General features: G+C 72.8%; 18 protein-coding genes. 7 read left to right on the top strand and 11 right to left on the bottom strand.

Going from position 1 to position 19,676, the window contains the following annotated elements:
• The first annotated feature begins 83 nt into the window (after positions 1–83).
• Complete coding sequence (locus ACWCP6_RS24165) at positions 84–689, top strand: hypothetical protein (protein ID WP_450934607.1); 606 nt, start codon at positions 84–86, stop codon at positions 687–689.
• Between the two features lie 124 nt (positions 690–813).
• Here the strand turns inward: ACWCP6_RS24165 and ACWCP6_RS24160 are convergent, their stop codons facing one another.
• Entirely contained in the window at positions 814–1,743 is a 930-nt protein-coding gene (locus tag ACWCP6_RS24160; protein ID WP_450934606.1) for an alpha/beta hydrolase, read from the bottom strand.
• 110 nt (positions 1,744–1,853) lie between these two features.
• Here ACWCP6_RS24160 and ACWCP6_RS24155 point away from each other — a divergent pair, with 110 nt between their 5' ends.
• On the top strand, positions 1,854–2,300 hold the full coding sequence (locus tag ACWCP6_RS24155) for a MarR family winged helix-turn-helix transcriptional regulator (RefSeq protein ID WP_450934605.1): 447 nt from the start codon (positions 1,854–1,856) through the stop codon (positions 2,298–2,300).
• A gap of 133 nt (positions 2,301–2,433) precedes the next feature.
• Here the strand turns inward: ACWCP6_RS24155 and ACWCP6_RS24150 are convergent, their stop codons facing one another.
• Together ACWCP6_RS24150 and ACWCP6_RS24145 are read right to left on the bottom strand one after the other, a co-directional pair.
• Entirely contained in the window at positions 2,434–3,027 is a 594-nt protein-coding gene (locus ACWCP6_RS24150; RefSeq protein ID WP_450934604.1) for a hypothetical protein, read from the bottom strand.
• 340 nt (positions 3,028–3,367) lie between these two features.
• On the bottom strand, positions 3,368–3,733 hold the full coding sequence (locus ACWCP6_RS24145) for a MerR family transcriptional regulator (RefSeq protein WP_450934603.1): 366 nt from the start codon (positions 3,731–3,733) through the stop codon (positions 3,368–3,370).
• Between the two features lie 91 nt (positions 3,734–3,824).
• Between ACWCP6_RS24145 and ACWCP6_RS24140 the strand changes: the two genes are divergently transcribed.
• Entirely contained in the window at positions 3,825–4,304 is a 480-nt protein-coding gene (locus ACWCP6_RS24140; protein WP_450934602.1) for a hypothetical protein, read from the top strand.
• 115 nt (positions 4,305–4,419) lie between these two features.
• Here ACWCP6_RS24140 and ACWCP6_RS24135 read toward each other — a convergent pair whose 3' ends face one another.
• Positions 4,420–5,592 carry an MFS transporter gene (locus ACWCP6_RS24135; protein ID WP_450934601.1) on the bottom strand — a complete coding sequence of 391 codons (1,173 nt, stop codon included), beginning with the start codon at positions 5,590–5,592 and terminating at the stop codon, positions 4,420–4,422.
• A 332-nt stretch (positions 5,593–5,924) separates the two neighbouring features.
• On the opposite strand from ACWCP6_RS24135, the gene ACWCP6_RS24130 reads away from it, so the two are divergent.
• Entirely contained in the window at positions 5,925–6,761 is an 837-nt protein-coding gene (locus tag ACWCP6_RS24130; protein ID WP_450934600.1) for a helix-turn-helix transcriptional regulator, read from the top strand.
• Between the two features lie 48 nt (positions 6,762–6,809).
• Here ACWCP6_RS24130 and ACWCP6_RS24125 read toward each other — a convergent pair whose 3' ends face one another.
• The 5 genes from ACWCP6_RS24125 to ACWCP6_RS24105 form a co-directional block, all read right to left on the bottom strand.
• Entirely contained in the window at positions 6,810–7,511 is a 702-nt protein-coding gene (locus tag ACWCP6_RS24125) for a DUF4328 domain-containing protein (RefSeq protein WP_450934599.1), read from the bottom strand.
• 130 nt (positions 7,512–7,641) lie between these two features.
• Positions 7,642–8,385, bottom strand: coding sequence for an SDR family NAD(P)-dependent oxidoreductase (locus tag ACWCP6_RS24120; protein WP_450934598.1), 744 nt, complete (start codon positions 8,383–8,385; stop codon positions 7,642–7,644).
• Positions 8,386–8,647: 262 nt separating this feature from the next.
• Complete coding sequence (locus ACWCP6_RS24115) at positions 8,648–9,163, bottom strand: cupin domain-containing protein (RefSeq protein WP_450934597.1); 516 nt, start codon at positions 9,161–9,163, stop codon at positions 8,648–8,650.
• Positions 9,164–9,382: 219 nt separating this feature from the next.
• Positions 9,383–11,590, bottom strand: a complete 2,208-nt coding sequence (locus ACWCP6_RS24110; RefSeq protein WP_450934596.1) for a M48 family metalloprotease — start codon at positions 11,588–11,590, stop codon at positions 9,383–9,385.
• Between the two features lies 1 nt (position 11,591).
• A complete protein-coding gene (locus ACWCP6_RS24105; RefSeq protein ID WP_450934595.1) occupies positions 11,592–12,299 on the bottom strand; it encodes a hypothetical protein in 708 nt (235 codons plus the stop codon).
• A 547-nt stretch (positions 12,300–12,846) separates the two neighbouring features.
• Here ACWCP6_RS24105 and ACWCP6_RS24100 point away from each other — a divergent pair.
• Together ACWCP6_RS24100 and ACWCP6_RS24095 are read left to right on the top strand one after the other, a co-directional pair.
• Positions 12,847–13,671 (top strand): hypothetical protein, encoded by an 825-nt coding sequence (locus ACWCP6_RS24100; RefSeq protein ID WP_450934594.1) that lies wholly within the window; start codon positions 12,847–12,849, stop codon positions 13,669–13,671.
• A 74-nt stretch (positions 13,672–13,745) separates the two neighbouring features.
• Positions 13,746–14,708: an endonuclease/exonuclease/phosphatase family protein gene (locus tag ACWCP6_RS24095; RefSeq protein ID WP_450934593.1), complete on the top strand. Its 963-nt coding sequence runs from the start codon at positions 13,746–13,748 to the stop codon at positions 14,706–14,708.
• 53 nt (positions 14,709–14,761) lie between these two features.
• On the opposite strand, the gene ACWCP6_RS24090 is transcribed toward ACWCP6_RS24095, so the two are convergent.
• Complete coding sequence (locus tag ACWCP6_RS24090) at positions 14,762–17,638, bottom strand: helix-turn-helix transcriptional regulator (RefSeq protein ID WP_450934592.1); 2,877 nt, start codon at positions 17,636–17,638, stop codon at positions 14,762–14,764.
• 285 nt (positions 17,639–17,923) lie between these two features.
• Here ACWCP6_RS24090 and ACWCP6_RS24085 point away from each other — a divergent pair, with 285 nt between their 5' ends.
• On the top strand, positions 17,924–18,601 hold the full coding sequence (locus tag ACWCP6_RS24085; protein ID WP_450934591.1) for a hypothetical protein: 678 nt from the start codon (positions 17,924–17,926) through the stop codon (positions 18,599–18,601).
• A gap of 255 nt (positions 18,602–18,856) precedes the next feature.
• Here ACWCP6_RS24085 and ACWCP6_RS24080 read toward each other — a convergent pair whose 3' ends face one another.
• A complete protein-coding gene (locus ACWCP6_RS24080; protein WP_450934590.1) occupies positions 18,857–19,330 on the bottom strand; it encodes a carboxymuconolactone decarboxylase family protein in 474 nt (157 codons plus the stop codon).
• Positions 19,331–19,676 lie beyond the last annotated feature (346 nt).

Here is a 19,676-nt window from a genome sequence, read left to right as displayed (position 1 = left end):
GGCACGGCTGGGATCGTTGTTGCTGCAGGGCGCCGAGCCAGGCCATGCGCCGGGTGTCAGTGCCGCGTGCTACCCATGCGTGCATGACGGATACGCCGTACGACGAACTGCTAGGAATCATCGACGAGTTCACCGAACAGCTGGCCCCTCGGGCGCGGTTGGCGTGCCTGTACGGTCTGATGGCACCCTTGCTCGACCGCATCGAGCGAGAGGACGAGGAGCTGAGCGACAGCCCCGTCCTCTCGACCCCGGACGCGGTGCGTGAGCTGCGCAAGGCTGCCGCGGGAGAGCCGGTCGACATGGACGCGATTCATGAGCAGTTGACCGAGGTGGGTTTGTGCTATTCCGAGGACCAGGACCCGGAGCGGCACATCGTCTCCCAGTCGGCCTACGCGGCCGCGGCCTGGCTACAGCTGCTGGCGGGGCGGAAGCTGCGTACCACGGCATACCTCGAGGGCGATGACGAGGATCTGGTGCCACCGTTCGCCCCGTCAGCGTTCTCGAGGATCGTCGACCTTCTGGCCTGGACCCGGTCGGACCAGGTGTATTTCCACTGGGAGGACGCCCTCGCCGATCCCGAGGACTGCGATCTTCCGGCTGCGGTACGCGAGCTCCGGGCGATGCACCTGGAGATCAGCGGATTCGGCAGGGAGCGGTACTCATGCGACTCGTCTCTACCGGCCGAGTGACCGAGTGGTGTGGGCCGTGACCGTGTTACTTCGTCACCGTGCCGGACGCAGAGTCCGCCGTGATGTCGGCGATGGTGTTCCTGCGGCCGTCGCCGACATCACGTGGAGGCCGCCGGGGCCGGTGTCAGTGGACCGTTTCGAGATGGTCGGCGCCCGGGCGCCCGGCGCTCAGGTGGGCGGTGAGGAAGCGGGCGGCGCGGTCGAGTGCGGCGTCCGCCTCGTCGAGGCGGCCGTAGTGGTGCTGGAAGACGTGGGGGAGGCCGGGGCCGACTTCGAGCGTGACCTCGACACCGTCGGCGCCCGCGCGGCCGGCCAGCCGGACCGCGTCGTCGAGGAGCACCTCGTTGGCCCCGACCTGCACGAGGAGTGGCGGCAGTCCGGAGAGGTCGGCGAACACCGGACTGGCCAGGGGATGCGCCCTGTCGCCTGCACCGACGTAGAGATCGGCGTAGGCGCGCACGTCGGCCTCTGTGAAAATGGGGTCGGCGCTCTCCTTGGAACGGATGCTTCCGCCAGCGAGAGTGAGGTCGGCCCAGGGGGAGAAGACGACCACGGCGGCTGGTTGCGGCAGCCCGGCCTCCCGGGCGGCGAGCAGTGTGGCGATGCTCAATCCGCCACCGGCGGAGTCACCGGCCATGACGAGGTCTTGTGGGTCGGTGCCCGACGCCAGCAGCTCGCGGTAGGCCGCGAGCCCGTCGTCGACGGCCGCGGGGAAGGGGTGCTCGGGCGCCAGCCGGTAGTCCACCGACGTCGCGCGCAGCCCAGCGCGGCGGGCCAGTTCACCGACCAGCCCTGCGTGGGTGTCCGGTGAGCCGATGACGTAGCCGCCGCCGTGCAGGTAGAGCAGTCGGCCGCGGCCGGAGGCTTCGGCCGGCTCCAGCTCCAGGGTGGGCCGCCCGCCCAGGACGGTCCTGCGGGTGACCACGTCCTCCGGTGCGGGGCGGGTGATGGCCGAGGCGAAACCGCTGCGCTGCTCCTCGGGAGTGGGCCGCGTCTCGCTACGGGGGGCGGAGCGGAGTATGGCGTCCAGTGCGTCGCGTTGCTGTCGGGACATGTGGGGCCTCCATGGGTCGGGGTGCGAGGATGGATTCCTGGGAATCCACCTGCCTGACTCCAACCGGATTCCGAGGAAGATGATTCCCGGGAATCTACTGGAAGGCCAATATGAGCCACATCACTCCGATCTTCACCGATCTGGTCCGCGTCGAGACCCGGCTCTACAACGCGGTGAGCGCGCGGTTGCGCGACGAACAAGGGCTGGGGCTGGGACAGTTCGAGCTTCTGGAGATCATCGACCGCGTGCCGGGGTGCCGCGTGCTCGACATCGCCGGCGAACTGGCGATCACCGTGGGGGCCGTCAGCAAGGCGGTCGACCGGCTGGTGGCTGCGGGCTGGTGCCTGCGGGTCGCACACCCCCAGGACCGCCGCTCGTCCGTCCTCCGCCTCACATCCGCGGGTGAGAAGCAGCTGTCCGCTTCCCGCCCCATTGTCGAAAGCGAGCTCATCTCACTCACCGCGGCGGTCCCCCCTGACGACCTGGCCCGCATCGCGTCAACCCTGGCCGCCCTTCGCGCAACCCTCGAGGCAGGCCCCCACGGCCGGCCGGGATGAGGGGACATGACCCGCGAATGGCATCCGACTCCCCAGAGTTGAGTGCTCGGCCCCGCAAACCAGTTGGGCGCCGGGCCGCATACCGGCGGTGAAGGGGAGGCCGAAGCGGTCGACGCCGTGGACGATCCGACGATCAGCCGGGGCCGGTGGTGGCCGGACCCCGTACCTCCAGGACAACGGCCGAACCGGCCACGGTCCGGTCCTCGTGCATGGTGATCACCTGACCCGGCCGAAGATGCTGCCAGCCCGAGCGGTCGAGAGGGTCCAGCCGCACCGTGGCCCGTCCGCCGGGCGGCAGGACGGGTACGTACTCCACCCAGAGCCGGGCGATGGCGAGGCGCGGTTCGCCGTTCGGGGCAGGGTGCCCGATGTTCCACATCGGGCGCAGAACGCCGGCGCCCGGGACCGGCGTGCGCCGCCGGGCTTCGCCCACCGGCCGGAGGGTGAGGTCGGCGCGGATGATGCCGTTGCGGGCCTCGCACGCGCGCCAACGGCACCACGCCGCGCTCCTCTCCAGCCCCAGTTGACCGGCGGCAGTGGCCAGCGTGTCCCAGAAGCCGGGCGGAAGCGGTCGGTCGCCGCGCCGTTCCTCCAGCACCCCCAGGGCCACGTCCCACTCGTCCACGGCGAGGTGGTCCCAGACGTCGCTCACGGTGATCTCGTTCGCGGTGGCGATCCGCTCGGGCACCAACAGGGAGTGGGCTTCGAGGAATTCGGGGAGGTCCATGCTCCGATTCTGGATCACCGGCCGTCCCAGTCCATGCTGCGCAACGGACTCCCCCTGGCTGCCGTCGCGGAGTTGGCCGTCGCCCCCGGGCTCTCCCTGCCCGGCGACCGCATCGGTGGGCACACCGTCGTCATCGCCGGGCCGGCGGGCGTGGTGGTGCTCTCGACACCGCAGTTCCTGGTGCTGGGCACCGGCAGCACCGCGCTGATCCGGACGGCGATGGTCGCCGTGCGGATCGTGATGTCCGCCCGCTACGGGCCGATGGCCGCGATCCTCACCGAAGGTTCGACGCGGCGCGCGGGAGTCCGTCCGGTCAGCCGGTCGGAACGGGCCCGAGGGCTCAGCCGGCCCGGCCGGCCGCCCGCAACGGGCATCCGGTGCCGACGCGTGCGTCCAGGTCCGCCCGCAGAGCGGCGAGTTCGGCGATGCGGGAGTCGATGACCTGGATCTTGTCCTGGAACAACGCGGACAACGCGTCTGCCGTGTCGGGCGCCTTGCGCAGGTCCTCGCCATGCCGGGCGATCTCGGCGAGCGAGAAGCCGAGCGTCTGCGCGGTGCGGATGTAGTGCAGCCAGGTCACGGTCTCGGGCGGAAAGTCCCGGTAGCCGTTCGCCAGCCGTCGCCCCGTGACGAGGCCGATCTTCTCGTAGAAGCGAATGGTGTCCCTGCTCGTACCCGCTTGCGCGGCCAGCTCCCCGATGCGCATGGCCCTCCCCCGGACTATGGGCTTGACCTTGGAGCGTACTCCACTGTTTACGGTGAGGCGTCGCTGCCGAGAGACCGACAGGAGCCTCGTCGTGATCCGCCCTTCCTCCCCTTCCCGCGAGTCCTATCTGCGCGTCGTACGCGCCAGTGCCTGGTACGACCTCGTCGTCACGGCGGGATTTGCGACACCATGGACCTATGCACTGCTGCACGGCGCGCTCTCGTCGCTCGGTGACGCGCTCGGGCTGGGCGCCCTGCCGGCCCTCGACCCGATGCAGACCCTGTACGCGAACCTGATGGGGTCGGTCGTGGTCGTCTGGGCGCTGCTCCGGATCGCCGGGCCCTTGCCGCTGCACGGGCTCCTGGACGGTGTCGCGCGCACACTGTTCGCCTCGTGGCAGGCGTACGCACTGGCCGGCGGCGTCACGCGGCTGCTGTGGCTCTTCTTCGCCGTCGAGGTGGCGTTCGGTGTGGTTCAGCTCGTGCCGTGGCTACGGGCGCATCGCATCGGCCTCGTGGACGACCGGGCCGACGCACACCCCGGCAGCCCGTTCACCGCTGAGGGGCGGTGACGTTCCCGGAACCGGCAGGAAGCTCGGGAACCCCCAACCCTCGCGATGCCGGGCCGGACGGAAGTCGGCCGACCGGTGCGCTGCCACCGGCGGCCATGCACGGGCCGCCGGCCGCTCACCGGTAGCGTGCCCGTCCGGCCGCGGCGGCCACGGTGAGCGGCACCGTCAGCAGCGCAGCGAGCCAGAACAGCGGCCGGTAGGCGTGCGCCTGGGCGGTGGAGGCGGCGAGGCTGCCGGCGAGGGCACTGCCCGTGTAGAGCGCGACGCCGAACATGGCCACGCCGGTCGCCCGGGCCCTCGGCGACAGGGTAGTTGCCCAGGACTGGATCGTGGAGTGCATGAACGACCAGCCGCCGCCGAGGAGCAGTGCGACCACGGCGAGTGCCGCGATGGACTGGCTGTACCCGGCGAGCAGGTACGCGACGGCCACCTGGACACCTCCGGCCACGATCAGGCGCACCGGGGACCATCGCCCGACGAGGCGCCCGACCACCTGCGCCGCCGCCATGGACCCGGCCCCGTAGAGGGCCGCGACCGTACCGGCCAGGGCGGTGGGCACTCCGTGCGCCTCGAGGGCCGGCGCCAGGTAGGTCAGGAAGCCGAGCAGCACCGCGCCCTCCAACAGGGCCACCGCCATGACGTACCACTGCCACCGTGAGCTCAGGACGACACGGAAAGGGGCCAACAGGGAGCCGACGGGGCCACGTTCGGGCTCCGGCAACCGGCGGAGAGCTGCCACGAGGAAGGCGGCGGGCAGGGCGGGAAGAGCGAACACCAGCCGCCAGCTCACGTACTGCGCCAGCCCCCCGGCCGACACGGTGGCCACGGCGGTGCCCAGCGCGAAGGCGGTCATCAGTTCGCTGAGCGGGCGCTGCCGCACCGCCGCGGGCACGGTGTCGCCGACGTACGTCAGGGACGCGCCGATGGAGGCGGCGAAGAACCCACCGGCCACCGCACGTGCGCCGATCAGTGCGGGAGCGTTGGGGGCGAGTGCCGAACAGAGGGCGGCGAGCGCTGCCCCGGTGAGTGACAGCCGCATCACCCGCACCCGGCCCAGCCGGTCCCCGGCCAGGCCCCACACGGGCTGCATCAGACCGTAGGCGAGGAAGTAGCCGCCGGCGGCGAGCATCACGGTGGGCAGCGGTGCTCCGAGACGCCGGCCGATGAGGACGAGCATGGGCGCGATGCAGAAACGGTCGAAGTTGCTGACGAATCCGGCGGTCTGCAACAGCCGCAGGGCGGACGCGGGCAGTGTTGCCACCGGTGCCGACGCAGTGCTGGTGGTCACGGGCCGGGTGCTCCTTTCCGAGCCGTCCGACGGGGACGGGGAGAGAGGACGAAGTGGGGTCGACCGCGTGTGAGGACGTGGTCCGACACCAGCTCAGCACCGGGCCGGTGGGGGCGGGGGCCGCAGACTATTACCATCGCTGACAGCCTGCCGGGCCGTCCCCGGTTCCGGGCGACGGCAGCATGGAGAGGCGCCCGGGTCCGGGGACGCGCGCCGGCCGGAGGACAGTCACGATGACGGGGGAAACCGACACACGTGGGCACGTGCACATCACCCGCCGCCGACGGCGGCTCTTCTTCGGCCGCGTGTGACGGCGTGCGGTGCCGGATCCGGTGAGCGGCGCGGGCTCTCCCCCGGCCGGCTCACCGCACCGTGAACTGGGAGCCTTCCTGCGCTCCCGTCGCGAGCGGCTGGCGCCCGCGGACGCAGGTCTGCCTCAGGCACCCGGCCGCAGGACGCCCGGGCTGCGGCGCGCCGAGGTGGCGAGCCTCTCCGGTATCAGCCTGTCCTGGTACACCTGGCTGGAGCAGGGGCGGGTGCGCACGTCCGAGCAGGTGCTGCGGGCTGTAGCACGGGCGCTGCGCCTGGACGCCGCGGAGACCGCCCACGTGCTGTCGTTCGTCGAGGAGAGCGGACCTCCAGGCGAGACTCCCACCTGGGTGTCGCCCAACCTGCTCACCCTGGTGCAGACCATGACGCCGCACCCGGCGGTGGTGCTCGATCCGCACTGGGACCTGCTGGCGTGGAACACCGGGTACGCCGCGCTGCTCACCGATCCGGCACGGCTGCACCCGAAGCAGCGCAATCTGCTGTGGCTGGTGTTCCGCTGGCCGCCGGCGCGCGCCCTGCTGGCCGACTGGGAACGGGAGGCCCGTGCCCTGCTCGGCCAGTTCCGGTCCCGCGCCGCGCGCCGACCGCAGGACCCCCGATTCGCCGAACTCGTCGACGAGTTGCTGTCCGACCAGGATGCGGCCCGCTGGTACGAGCGGCGGGAGACGGCCGGGTTCCAGCCCTCCGTACGTCATTTCCGGCACCCGGTGGCAGGTGACCTGCGGCTGCGGTACGTCAAGCTGGCCGCGGTCGACGAGCCCGGTCACCACTTCCTCGCCTACCTGCCCGACGACCGGGAGTCCGAGGCCGCCCTGCGTCGTCTCCAGGGTGGGGTCTGAGGGTGCCGCGGGTTACCCGGCGGGTCGGAGGCCGGACGTGCGAACTGCTCACGCCGTGCGGTCGACCGGCCGGAGCTCCGCGGCGGAGCCGTTCAGCACCGGCTCGCGCAGGCGTGCCTGCTGAACCGCCGTAAGCGCCCGGACCACGAAGACACCGGCCACGGCCGCAGCAACGACGGCCGCGTCGACCGCCAGCAGCAAGCCCACGTCCGTGTAGGCACGCGCGATGATGTCGTCCGTGGAGAGGTTGGTCGTAAGACCGACCCCGCTCAGCGTGGCGACCAGCCACAGCCCCCACCACCAGTTCACGGCGTGCGGCAGCCGGGTGCCCGGGGCGCTTGCCTGGTGGACATCCGCGACGATCCCGCGGGGCACCCACAGGTTCGCGACGGGCACGACCCAGCCCGCATACACCCACGGCCAGGCGTAGCGCGGCCGCTGTCCGGAGAGCACCTGCGCGTTGTCCCGGACGCGCCACAGCCACATCAGGAACGCGACCGCGCAGAGCGCCGTCACTGCGTCGCCCACGGAGCTGACGATGTGGTAGGTGTCCTCCATACCGGTCAAGGTGCGGTGCTGACCGTCGCCCTGGTCCGGTGGCCCGGAAGGCGGCATCCCGGCCGTGGCGAGCCGTATCTGCCACAGGGCCCGGGCCGCCCAGGCGAGGCCCGCGAGAAGCAGGGCGGCCACCGCGGAGCGGGACACTCCTCGGACCGGGCGGAGGCCGGGTTGCGTGCTGTAATCGTTCATGCGTTCATACTGGCTTACGCGAGAGCGCGCCCGCCAACTGTGATCCCCGTGGCGCGTCTTGGCAGCGGCCGAGCAGGCAACCGGCCTGTTGCGCGCGGGACGGGAGGAGGGCGAGGCCGTCAGCCGCGCCTCACCGTTCGTTGTCCCTGTCGCTCAGCCATTGCCCGAATTCGGTGGCGACGATGCGCTCGTCATGCACCCCGGCAGCGGCGTCGGAGGCCAGCCAAACGATGGGTGGGCCCATCACCTCGGGTGACAGGACCTTCTGGCCGCGGGGCACGGCGCCGGACGGGAGCATCCCCGTGGCGGTCGCGCCCCCCGGCAGCAGGACGTTGACGGTGACGCCCGTGTCCCGCAGGTCGGCGGCCATGATCCGGGACAGCGCATCGCTGCCGGCACGCGACGGCCCGTAGGGGACGAAACCGGCGCGGTGCATGGTGGACCGGCTCACCGAGATGTTCACGATGCGGCCGGTGCCGGCGGCCAGCATCCGCGGCGTGATCTCGCGTGCCACCAGGAAGTAGCCGGTCAGATTGGTCTCGATCACCTCGCGGAAGCCGGCGACCGGCACCTCCCAGAAGCCCTGCGGATGCGTCATGAACTGCGGGTTGACCGTGCGCATGCCGATCCCGGCGTTGTTCACCAGCATGTCGATGCCGCCGAGCCGCGACCACGCCTGGTCGACCGCCCCTGCCACCGACGCCTCGTCGCGTACGTCCAGCTCGATGCCGACCGCGCCCGGCAGTTCGGCGGCAACCCGGCTCGCGCGTCCGCCGGACCGGCCGGTCAGCGCGACCGTCGCTCCCGCGGCGGCCAGGGCGGAGGCCATGGCGAGTCCCAGTCCGCTCGTCCCGCCCGTCACCAGCACCCTCATCCGGCGGCCTCCTTCCTGCGCACGGTCCGACCGTGCCCGGCTGCCGTGCTCTGCGGCAGCGTTGAAGCACTCATGGGCGCGACGCCAGGACGTGGAGCACCCTCGAAGTCAAGGCGCGGCCGGAGTCCGGGCCACCGGGTCCCGGCTGCGGCCGCGCCCTGCGGGGCGGGCGGCGGGTGCGCGCACCATGGCCGGGCCGAAGCCCGGACCCCGGCGTCACTTCGTGATCGGGTTCCGTTCGGCGCACCGCGCATCCGCCGGCTCAGCCGGCCGCCGACTCGGCCGGACGACCGCTCCGGGGCGGATCGACGGGGAGGTCGGCGGACGTGGTGCGGTAGCGGCGGCGGAAGGCGGCGAGCAGTTCGTCCGTGGCCACGGCGCCCGCCGACACGGCCTGGTGCACCTCGCGGAAGTAGCCTTCGTAGCCCGCTGGAGTGTAGAGGCAGAGCGCGCGGGTGGTGGCAGGTCCGGCGTTGCGGAAGCCGTGCGGGCTGCCGCGCAGTGCCGCCAGGACCGTGCCGGGGCCCGCGGCGATCTCCTGCTCGCCGTTGTGCAGGGTGAGTTCGCCCTCCAGGACGTAGAAGTACTCGTCATGCGCCTCATGGATGTGCGGGCGCGCCCCCACCGTGCCCGGGGCGAGGGTGAACTCCTCCAGGGCGAAGCGCCCCTCGGTCTCCTCGGCCGTCAGCCGGAAGAGGTGTGCCACCCCGGCGACGTCGATGAGTTCACCCTCGGCGGGGCGACGGAGCAGGGGACGGGGGTGTTCGGTGTTGGTCACCGCCGCATTGTGGCAAGTGCCCACCGCTGCCACCAAAGAGATTTCGGGAGGGATGCCGGCGTGTCGGGATGAACACGCCTCCCTGGCCCACGGGTGCCCCCGGCCTCCGGTCACCGAGCGGATCCGGGAACCGGGATGCGCTCGGCTCCCTCGCTCGCCCCCTGGTCCCCCTCAGGAGGCGCCCCCGCGCGGGGCTCGACCGCACGCCGGACCCGGCCATCAGTCCTCCCGGGCCTGCCGTGACGGGAAACGGGACGCCGTGCGGTGCCGGAAGGCGTAGAGGGACGCTGCCGAGATCCGGCCGGCCACCAGCACACCGGCCGCCGGCAGGGCCAGCAGCAGGAAGGGCCCCGGGCCGAGGGCGGGCCGTGCCAGATACTGCACGGCGACCGCACCGGCACCCACGGCAAGGCAGAAGGCGGCGAATCGGAGCCTGCGCCGGAACTCTGCGTCGTGCGGGGCGGCGGCCGCTCCGGCGAGGGCGGCGACGTAGGCGACCAGTCCCATCGAGGCCACCAGTGCAACCGGTGAATCGGGGGTGTCCACAAGGCGGGCGGCCACGACGACGACCGCCCCGACGGCCGCCGCTATGGTGACGGCATGGGCCAGCAGACGCCGCGGCATCGTCGTACCCGGTCCTTCGGTCCGTGTCACCGGCCCCTCGAGGCTGAGCCGGGCGGGTGCGGCCGGTCCGGGCCGACGGCGCAGGAACGGCAGCGCCGTGCCGCTCAGCAGTGCCGCGCCGACCACCACCGCGTCAAGGTACGGAGCGGTACCGTCCGGAAGCGCCGACGGGAACCATGCCGCGGCCGTGAGCACGCCGTACCCCCCGGCGCACAGGGACGCCGCCCGCGGCGGGCACAGTGCGCCGCAGGCCAGGGCGACCAGCGAGACGGCCAGGACGGACAGCGCCGCCGTCAGCGCGAGGCCCAGTCCGAGCACGCCGGTGATCGCGCGCCACCACATCGTGGCGAGCTGCACGGACCGGCCGGAGCCGAAGGGCTGAGAGGGATGGAGCATGCATCCGACGCACAGTCCGGCCCACAGGCCGCCTGCCAGGAGCGCCAGCCGACCCGCCAGCCTGCGACCGCCGCGGACGCCGCCCCACGCGGCGACCGTGTGCCGGATGCCGAGGCCCAGTACGGCTCCGGCCGGGAGGAGCAGGGGGATCGCGAGCCAGGTGTAGACGGGGCGGAGCGTGTCGAGCTTCAGGAAGCCCAGTCGCACCCCGGTCAGCATGACGTCGAAGCTGTCCCCCAGCAGCAGGTTGACGGTGAACATGGCGACACAGCCGGTCAATGCGGCTTCCCAGGCGCTGAGCTCGCCCGCCAGGGCGGGGTGCCGCACGGCGGCCCTGCGGCGCCGGAGGGAGGGATGGGTGGCGAACGGTGCGCCGCCGTAGCCGCGTTCCGCCGGATCCGGCGCACCCTGGGTCGCGCGAACGGCGACCGCGGCGGCACGGAGCGCTCCGGTGCTCGGCGGACTTTGCGCGGCCAGGCACACGAACCACTCGTCCAGCTTCCGTCGGCGTTCCTCTCCCTTGTCCGAGCCGGGGGGACCGGTCACGGCGAAGGCGTCGGCATGCAGTTCCCGTGACTGGAGGAAGGTGTTGCGGGCCGCGTAGAGCGTGTAGGTGAGCAGGGCGAGATGGAAGGTGAGCCGGAGCAGGTACGCACCGTCGCCGGCCTGCCCGGACAGGGCGAAGCAGCACGTGGCGGCGAGCAGGACGATGAAGGCTCCCCACAGCGCGGTGACGCCATGCGTGACGTCGAGGTCCCGGTGGCGGATGTGGCCGAGTTCGTGGCGGACGACGACCTCGAAGGTGGCCGGCTCCTTGTCGTGGAGCTCCTCCATACCGCTCGCGAGTTCGATGTGCCGGCGCCGCCAGTGGCCGAAGGCCACCGCGTTCTTGGTGTAGTCGGCGGCGTTCAGCCACACCCCGTGGACGCTCACCCCGGCCTCGTCCGCCAGCTGGTGGACGGCGTCGGCCAGGTCCGGCCGGTAGCCCCGGGGCGTTCCGGTGCGCGGCGTGGGGTACAGGCGGCGCAGCCCGCGGAACAGGATCTGCTGGTAGGGGCTGAGCCAGTACAGGACGAAGCCCCCGGCTCCCAGCACTCCCGCTACGAGCCCGGCGCGCGACTCGGGCCGGTCCACCGGTGGCGGTGGGCAGTGCTCCCGGAGGTACCGCTTCAGGGCGGACCCGTACTTCTCCGGCACCGGTTGCGGCGGCCAGACAGGTGCCTGGGCAAGGATCTCGCGTTCCACGGGGGACATCGGCAGGCGCAACTGGAACTCCCGCAGCGCCCCCGGCCAGCACCGACTGTAGGCCTGCCCGGCCTGTTCGTGACGGTTCGTGGTGGCCGGGAAGGCGATCGTGACGGCCGCGGCCATCAGCGCCACGCAGAAGAGGAGTGCCCGTACGACCACGCTAGGACCCGGTCCCCGTCGGGGCGGGTCCGCCCTCGTCCCGGTGCCCGTCCCCGTGCCCGGAGTCCGCGTTCGGACCGCCGTCCACCTCGTCCGCGAGCCGGGCCGGGTTCCCCTCCGCATCGCCGGTGTCCCGGCCACCGGCATCCGTTGCCCCGGGAGACCCGAGCGCGGCGCGAGGCGGCGAGACACACTCCGGTTCCGTGTCCTCCGCCAGCATGCGTACGAGTTCGGCCAGTGCGGAGTCGGCGATCTGCCGGGCCCGTTCCTCGGACACGTGGCGCAGGGCGCCCGACAGGGCCGCGGTACGCCAGCGGGTCAGCTCCGCTGCGGTCGGCGGGGCCGTCGCCGGAGCGGCGGGTTCGCCTTCGGACCGCCGCCAACGGCGTGCTACGCGGCCGACGACGCGCGTCGTCAGCCGGCTCACCAACTCGGCCGACATCACCCCGATCACCCCCGCCGCCGCCGACAGCGCGGCGGGTGTCACCACGTCGGCCGCCAGCCCGATGAGGTCACCGGACAGGGCCCGGCGGCGCCACAGCCGGGGGCGGAAGTGGCTCCGGGCGCGCTGCTCGAAGAGCGGCAGCTCCCCGGCGGCGACCTCGGCCACCACCTGTCTGGCCAGGGCCCGCGCAAGACGGCGATGCTCCCCGCCGGGCCTCCACGAGGGCGCGGTCGCGGACGTGACGGACGGAGTCGGAGTGGTCATGAGTGTGTGTCAGCCCCCTGTGCGTCGTTGAGCCGTCGCCCCGCCACAGCTCGACGGATTCCACATCTCAACACACCTGTCACGGTGGGACTTTGAGTATGGCCTCACCGCCTGAACCTGTCCGGTGAACGCCGAAATATCGGCCCATATGTCGTGGGGCGATCCGAAGGGAGGTCGGACCGGTCCGACGCGTCCGACCGGTCCGACCTGGTGGCGGGCAGGATCCGGAAGCGGTGACGGCGGAACTCGGTTCGTCCGAGGCCGGCCCCGAGTCCGGACTACGTAATTGCCACGATGCCGGCGGCCCGGCCTCCTGACAGGCTCGTTCCCGAACCGGCTCCCTGCGAAGGACAACCGCATGACAGCACGGCCCACGGACCTGCGCGCCGCGAAGCACTCCGGGAAACCACTGCCTCCCGGATGTGCTGCGGTGTTCCGTTGCGGCCGCCGCGGTCCGGGGGTGCGGGCCCACCAGGGGAGGCGGTTCGGACGCGGGACGGACGGCGTTCTTGTGACGACGGGGGGCTCGTCCGTCCCCGTCCGGCGGGTGACTGCTCCGGTGTTCGTGGCACTCGCGCTGCTGACGGCCGGATGCTCCGGCGGCACGGCCGACGGCTCGGCAGCGCCCGGCTCCTCCCGGAGCGCCTCCACTGCCTCCGCTTCCGCCTCGCCCACCCCGCTGAGCACCCCGACACCGGTGTATCCCACCAATGCAGCCGGTTGCCATCCCGACAAGGGCTGGTCCGCGGAACAGGCGGCGGGATGGGTGAAGTTCGAGCAGATCGGTGTGGGCGGCCGGGCCGCTGGGGGTCAGGTCCACTTCGACAGGAGCTCGACCGGGTTCGACGGACCGCTGTGTGAACCGGTCACCGTCCAGGTGCAGTACTGGAAGATCACCTACCGCCCCGCCGACGACGGTTCGAGCGGCAGCCTCCCGGGCTCCACGAAGAGGTTCTACTTCTCCATGGAGTCCCTGAAGCGGAGCGAACTGCACATCGACGGGCGCAAGGAACACGACGTGCGTCCCCCCAAGAGCTTCGCACCCCGCGAGATCAGCCCCTGCGTGGGCTTCCTGAGCGCAATCTACGCCGGCAAGCCGCTCACATCGGGGGAACTGCCCACCGACATCAGCACCCATTCCGGCCCTCTGCTGCCCGACACGGTGGACTTCCCCACCAAGCGGGTGGCCGACTACCGGCTCACCCCGCCATCGGCGCCCGGGGTCTGCGACCGCAACGGAAGGCCCACCGCCTCTCCCCCACCGACGGCGCCCGCCACCGGCGCACCGGGTCAGCCCACCTATCCGATGCCGTATCCGGGCAGTTCCACGCCCTCGCTGCCCCTGCTCACCCCGAAGCCGAGAGCGCGCTGAGGGCGTTCCGGCTCCTGGAGGGTAATCGGTGGGGCGCCTGCCCCTCCGTCGGAAAAGGGGATACGGTCCGGCGCATGACGGGCTCAGGGGCATGTCCTGGCGGGGCCGAACCACCCGGACGGGTCAGGTGCGCGACGTTCAACGTGCTGCACGGCCGGGAGATCAGGGGCGACGGCCGCCCGCCGTCCACCCACGGCTCGGCCGGTGCCGACCGGGCGCTGTTCGCGGACGCGGTGGCATCCCTGAATGCCGATGTGCTCGCCCTTCAGGAGGTGGACCGGCTCCAGGAGCGGTCGGGGCGAGTCGATCAGGCGGCCGCCGCCGCGAAGGCAGCGGGGGCGGAGGACTGGCGCTACGCGGCGGCGCTGCACGGCCGTTGGACGCCGGACAGAGGGTGGATCCTCGAACCGTCCGCGCCGGGGCTGCGGGTGTACGGGCCGGGCGTCCCGCTCCCCCGGGGCGACGTACCCTCGCACGGCGTCGCCTTGCTGTCCCGGCTTCCGGTGCATCGGTGGCGAGCCCGGCGGATCGCTCCGGCACCCCTGGCCCTCCCGCTGCGGGTGCCCGGGCGGCCCCGACCGGCCATGGTGCGGGACCAGCCTCGGGTGGCGCTCGCCGCGGTACTGGAAGGGCCACGCGGTCCCTTCACGGCGGTGGCGGTCCATCTGTCGTTCGTACCGGGCTGGAACGTCGGTCAGCTGCTCGCGGTGCGCGCGTGGATCGACGATCTGCCCCGGCCGCATGTGCTGCTGGGCGACTTCAACCTGACCGGCCCGGTCCCCGGGGCGGTGCTCAACGCGGCCGATCTGGTGGGGCATTGGCTCCCGGGCGCGCGGCACGGCCGCCCTGCCGCCAGGGCGGCCCCGGGCCGCTGGCGCAGTCTCGGCCGGACACCGACCTACCCCTCGCATCGGCCCGTGGTGCAGTTCGACCACGTCCTGGCCGCGGGGATCGGCGCCGGTGCCGTCGCCGCGGTGAACGCGCCGGGCACGGCCGTTTCGGACCACCGGCCCCTGGTGGTCGAGCTGTCGCTGTGACAGGCGGCGCTGCTCAGCCTTCTCCCGGAGACGGCTCGTGCCGGCGGAGGCGGTCAGCTGTGACCGGCCGCCAGCACGGTGCGTGTCATGAGGCTGGCCAGCGCCGAGCGGGACGGCAGCGCGGCCTTGCGGTAGATGGCGGACAGATGGGTTTCGACCGTGCGCCGGCTGAGGTGCAGTCGAGCCGCGATGGCCTCGTTGCTCAGCCCCTCCGCCACCAGCCCCGCCACCTCCAGCTCGCGGGCCGTCAGCTGGGCCAGCTCCGCCGGAAGGGCGGGCGCGGACGCCATCACCTGTCCGCGGGTGACCTCGGCCAGGTCCACGAGCAGGCCTGCGCCGCCGTCGGCGGCGATCCGGCGGGCGCGCCGCCACATCCCTTCGGCGCGTGCCCCCTGTCCGGCGCGCCTGACCAACGGAGCGGCGCGCAGCAGGCAGTACGCCTCCCACAGGCGCAGTCCGTCGCGGGCGTACTGCTGTGCCGCGGTGTCCAGGAGCCGTACGGCCTTGTCGGTGTCGCCGCGGTGTTCTGCGAGGGAGGCCTCGGCACGGAGTGCGCCGGCGCGCTGGCCGCCGAGGCCCAGCAGGTGCGCCTCGCGGGCCGCCTGTGCGGCCCAGCGGACGGCCTGGTCGAGGTCGCCGGAGGCCAGGGCGGCCTGGGTCAGGGTGTCCAGTTGGCCCGGGCGGATCGACGGCTGCAGCAGCGGGAGCTCGCGGCCTCCCCCGGCGGTGGTGATGGCCTCCCGGGCGCGATGCGGGTCGCCGTTCACATGGGCGGCGTGGCCGAGCATGCACCAGGCCAGGGCGGCCCACCAGCCCCGGCTCCCGCCGGCTGCGGCGACGGCCTCCTCCCCGGTGGCCAGCGCGCTGGTGTCGCCGAGCGGACGGGCGAGCAGCAGCACCAGCGTCTTGATGGCGAGGGTGAACGCCAGGAGGTCGTCGCTGCCGGCGGCGCGGGCGATGGATTCCGCCTCTTCGGCCGACTCCAGCGCCGCGGGCACCCGGCAGGTGTGCAGACAGACGAAGGCCCGGCTCGTCAGCAGGTGCGGCAGGACGTGGACCTGACCGCTGCGGCGGGCGATGTCCAGTCCCCGGGCGATGTGCCGTTCCGCATCGGTGTAGCGCTCCAGCAGGACTTCCGCCCAGGCCAGCCAGACCAAGGACTCGCACAGGTCCGAGAGGTTCGGGTCGGTCAGCGCGTCCGTGAGCCCGCGGGCGGCGTCGGCGAACCTGCCTGCCGCCGCGGTCTCGCCCTCGTACGCCTCGCCGAGGGCCGCCAGTGCCAGCGCCGCCGCTTCGCCCGTGGCGTCGCCGTGGGCGCGGGCGGCGGCGACGGCCTCGGCGACCTCCGCGCGAACCTCTGGGTAGGAAGCGGTCAGCAGTGCGGACATGCCCAGCGCCAGTCTCAGCGACACCGCCTGGCCCGGCGGCGGCGCCGGGGTGCGGGACAGCTCCCTGCGCAGCAGGGCGGCGGCCTCCGGCGAGTGCCCGAGGTGTCGTTCCATCACGGCGCACTGCGCGATGGCCTCCGTACGCAGGTCGGGGTGGTCGTCGCCCGACGCGTCGATCAGCGTGTGCAGCAGGTCGCGGCTCTCCCGGAGGCTTCCGCTGACGCCGAGCGCCCGGGCACGGGCCAGGGCGAGTTCGCCGCGGCGCCGGGCGTGTCCGGGTGTGTCCGGCATGTGCCGGAGTACGACGTCCAGCAGGTGGGCGGCCGTGGCCGGCGCGGTGGAGGACAGCTGGGCTGCGGCCTCTCCGAGCACGGCAGCGGCCCGCGGGTCCCAGCGCGTGAACGACCGCTCGACGTGATGGGCGCGCTCGGCGGCGGGCGCTCCGCTTCGGGCAAGTTCCCGTGCGGCACGGCGGTGGATCTCGGCGCGCCGTCCGGGTGAGGTGTTCTCGTAGACCAGTGCGCGCACCAGGGGGTGGCGCAGAGCCCAGCGGCCGCCGGGGCCGGGACGCAGGACGTCGCGCAGCGCGAGCGTACGGGTGTGGTCGTCGACGTCGCGGGCGCCGGATCCGGTCACCGCGGTCAGCATGGCGGTCGTCGCGTGGTCGCCGAGCGCCGCGGCCGCCTCCACGACGCCGCGCTGGGCCTCGGTGAGCGTGGTCAGTTCGTCGAGCAGCAGGGACGCGAGCCCGGTGGGGATGCCGCGTGCGTCGACGGCGTCGGTGTGCGAGGTGATGCCGCGCAGCGACGCGCCGTTGCGGTAGGCGTGCAGCAGGGAGAGCAGGTACAGCGCGTTGCCTTCGCTGGCGGCGTAGATCCGCCGGGCGTCGTCCGGAGGAAGGTCGCGGGCCAGGGCCTGGACGGCCTCCTGCTCGGGGAGCGGCTGCACGTCGACGTGGAGCACGGCGCCGCTGTCGGCACCGCGGGTGAGCGCGGCGGTGAGGGAGGTCGGCGTCTGCCGCGCCCTGCGGGCCACGACGAGGAGGACCCTGCCGTGCGCGGGGTGGCGTACGAGATGGTCGACGAGTTCCAGGGACGCGGGGTCCGCCCAGTGCAGATCGTCGACCGCCAGGACCAGGCCGCTCTCGCCCAGGCGGGTCAGGAGCGCGGCGATCGTGCGGTGCAGGCCGAATCGGGCCGCGGCGCCGCCGTCGGGTGCCCCGGGCGTGCTGCGGACGGCGTGCAGCGCCGCACTCGCCTCGGCCAGCACGGGTTCGGCGTCGGGCAGGTGCGGGGAGGCGTCGGCGAGTGCGTCCGTGAACGCCTGGTAGGGCACGTGCCGTTCGTACTCCGTGGCCCGGCCGCGCAGCACCGTGCATCCGGCCTGCCGCGCCCGCGAGCACACCTCGGCGAGCAGGCGGCTCTTGCCGATGCCGGGTTCCCCTGCGATGTCGACGACCGTGGGCTCCCCGGTCCTTCCCAGTCCGGCGATTACGCCGTCGAGCCGGTCGAGTACCGAGGATCTGCCGACGAGTTCTTCCATGCTGACGCCCCCCACCTGCGACGGCTCGGTGTCCGCCGTCGATCTCTGCCCCGGCCGCCGACTCTACGGCCCGGCAGTGACAGTCGGTCACCGGCGAGCCCGCCGGAGGGCGCTGCGGCCGCACGGACCTCCGGCTGTGGACACGGTGCCGGACACGTGGCGACATTACGTGGTTTCACCGATGCCGACGTGTTCCGGGGTCCAGCAGCATCGTCCTCGGCGGCATTGCGCCGTTTTTTGGCCGGTCGGCGCAGAGAGCGCGCGGCATGCGAGGAGGACATGGGAATGACCACGCGACCACCGGGCGACGCCCCGCTCGCCGCCGCGGCCCAGGACGACGCCGATCCGCCGCGCATCTCGGTCGGGGCCGACACGAGGACCGTCGTGGCGCCGCTGCTCAAGGGCGCGCCCATCCTGGTGATCGGAGCCCTGCGCATGGGCCTGATGATGGCGAAGGGTCGCGGGACATCGGCGGGGTCCGGCACCACGGGCCTCGTGATCGGAATCCTGGCGTTCGCCGCCCCGTTGCTCTGGATCGGCCTGCTGAGCGGCCTACGCTGGGCGAACGCCGGTATCGAGCTGGCGAACGGCGTCCTGACGGTGCGCAACCGGTGGAACCGCAAGGTTCTCCACGCCCCGCTGTCCTCACTGACGGGGTTGCACACGGTCAGGCTGCCGGTCGACGGTCCGCAGCAGAGCCGGATCGTCATCACGTCCCGGGCGGACCGCCCCGTCATGATCGACCCCCGGCACTGGGACGCGCAGGCACTCCAGGAACTGTGGCGGCACCTGGGCGTGGAGGTCAGGGACCACGGTCTCCTCACGTGGCCCTTGGTGAAGGCGCGTTTCCCCGGCGTCCGCGTGCCGTGGTACCTCGTCCACTACGTGCTGCTCACCGTGCTCATCGTGATCGCGGCGATCGCGTACATCGCCCTGGTGGTGAACCTGCCGTTCCTCCTGTGATCCGGGGGCGGAGCGGCGGAGTCACCCTCCGTCGTGGTGCGGTGGTTGACGTCGGTCACCTGGCCGAGGCCGGGCATCCACTGTCCCGAGTGGTAGTGGGACGTCCCCGGCTCCCCGCCCATGCAGGCCCGGCCGGGTCCTGCCGATCAGCCGGAACACCGCGTGCCGCAGCACCCGGCCGGTCCCCCGTGAGGGGCCGGGACGGTACTGCCGAGGGTGCGCGGCGACACCGGGGTTCCGGTCCGGTACCCCTCGTCATCCGAACTGGCCGGGCTGGTAGTCGCCGGCGGGCTGCTGGACGATGACGTTGAGACGGTTGTAGGCGTTGATGAGGGCGATGAGGGACACCAGGGCGGCGAGCTGGTCCTCGTCGTAGTGCTTGGCGGCGTTTTTCCAGACCTCGTCCGAGACGCCACCGGCCGCGTCGGCGATGCGGGTGCCCTGCTCCGTCAGCTCCAGAGCGGCGCGCTCGGCCTCGGTGAAGACCGTGGCCTCCCGCCAGACCGCGACCAGGTGGAGGCGCGTCGAGGTCTCCCCGGCCTGCGTGGCTTCCTTGGTGTGCATGTCGGTGCAGAAACCGCAGCCGTTGATCTGGCTGGCGCGGATCTTCACCAGTTCCTGCGTCGCGGCCGGCAGCGTCGAGTCCGAGACCGCCTTGCCCGCCGAGTTGAAGGACCTCAGGAACTTGGCCGCGACCGGGTTTCCGAAGAGGCTGATGCGTGCGTCCACGGTGTACTCCTTCTGCCTTTGCTGGTGGCTACACCTCTGTGACGGATCAGCTCGGCACGACGTGACGCGACCCGGTGTGACCTGCGTCTCCCCCTCTGACGCACCGCGGCAGGGCGCTCCTCCCTCACCGAAGGCCGGACCGCCGCCGAAGCGTCCCGCCCGGCACTGCGCGCGAGGGGCCAGGTCATGCGTGCGGCGCGGAGCGCCGACGACGGAGCCGTGGGGGGGGCGCGCCGCGGGGGCGGAGGGCGGGTGGGGGGACCCGGGGTCAATAAAATCGGGCGCACCCCCGACCAAGAAAAACGGGGGCGGGGTCCAGCTGGGGCCGGGGGGCGGCAGCCGGAGA

The organism is Streptomyces sp. NPDC002004, from assembly GCF_053593975.1.
This window is presented reverse-complemented; position numbering and strand designations above follow the sequence as displayed.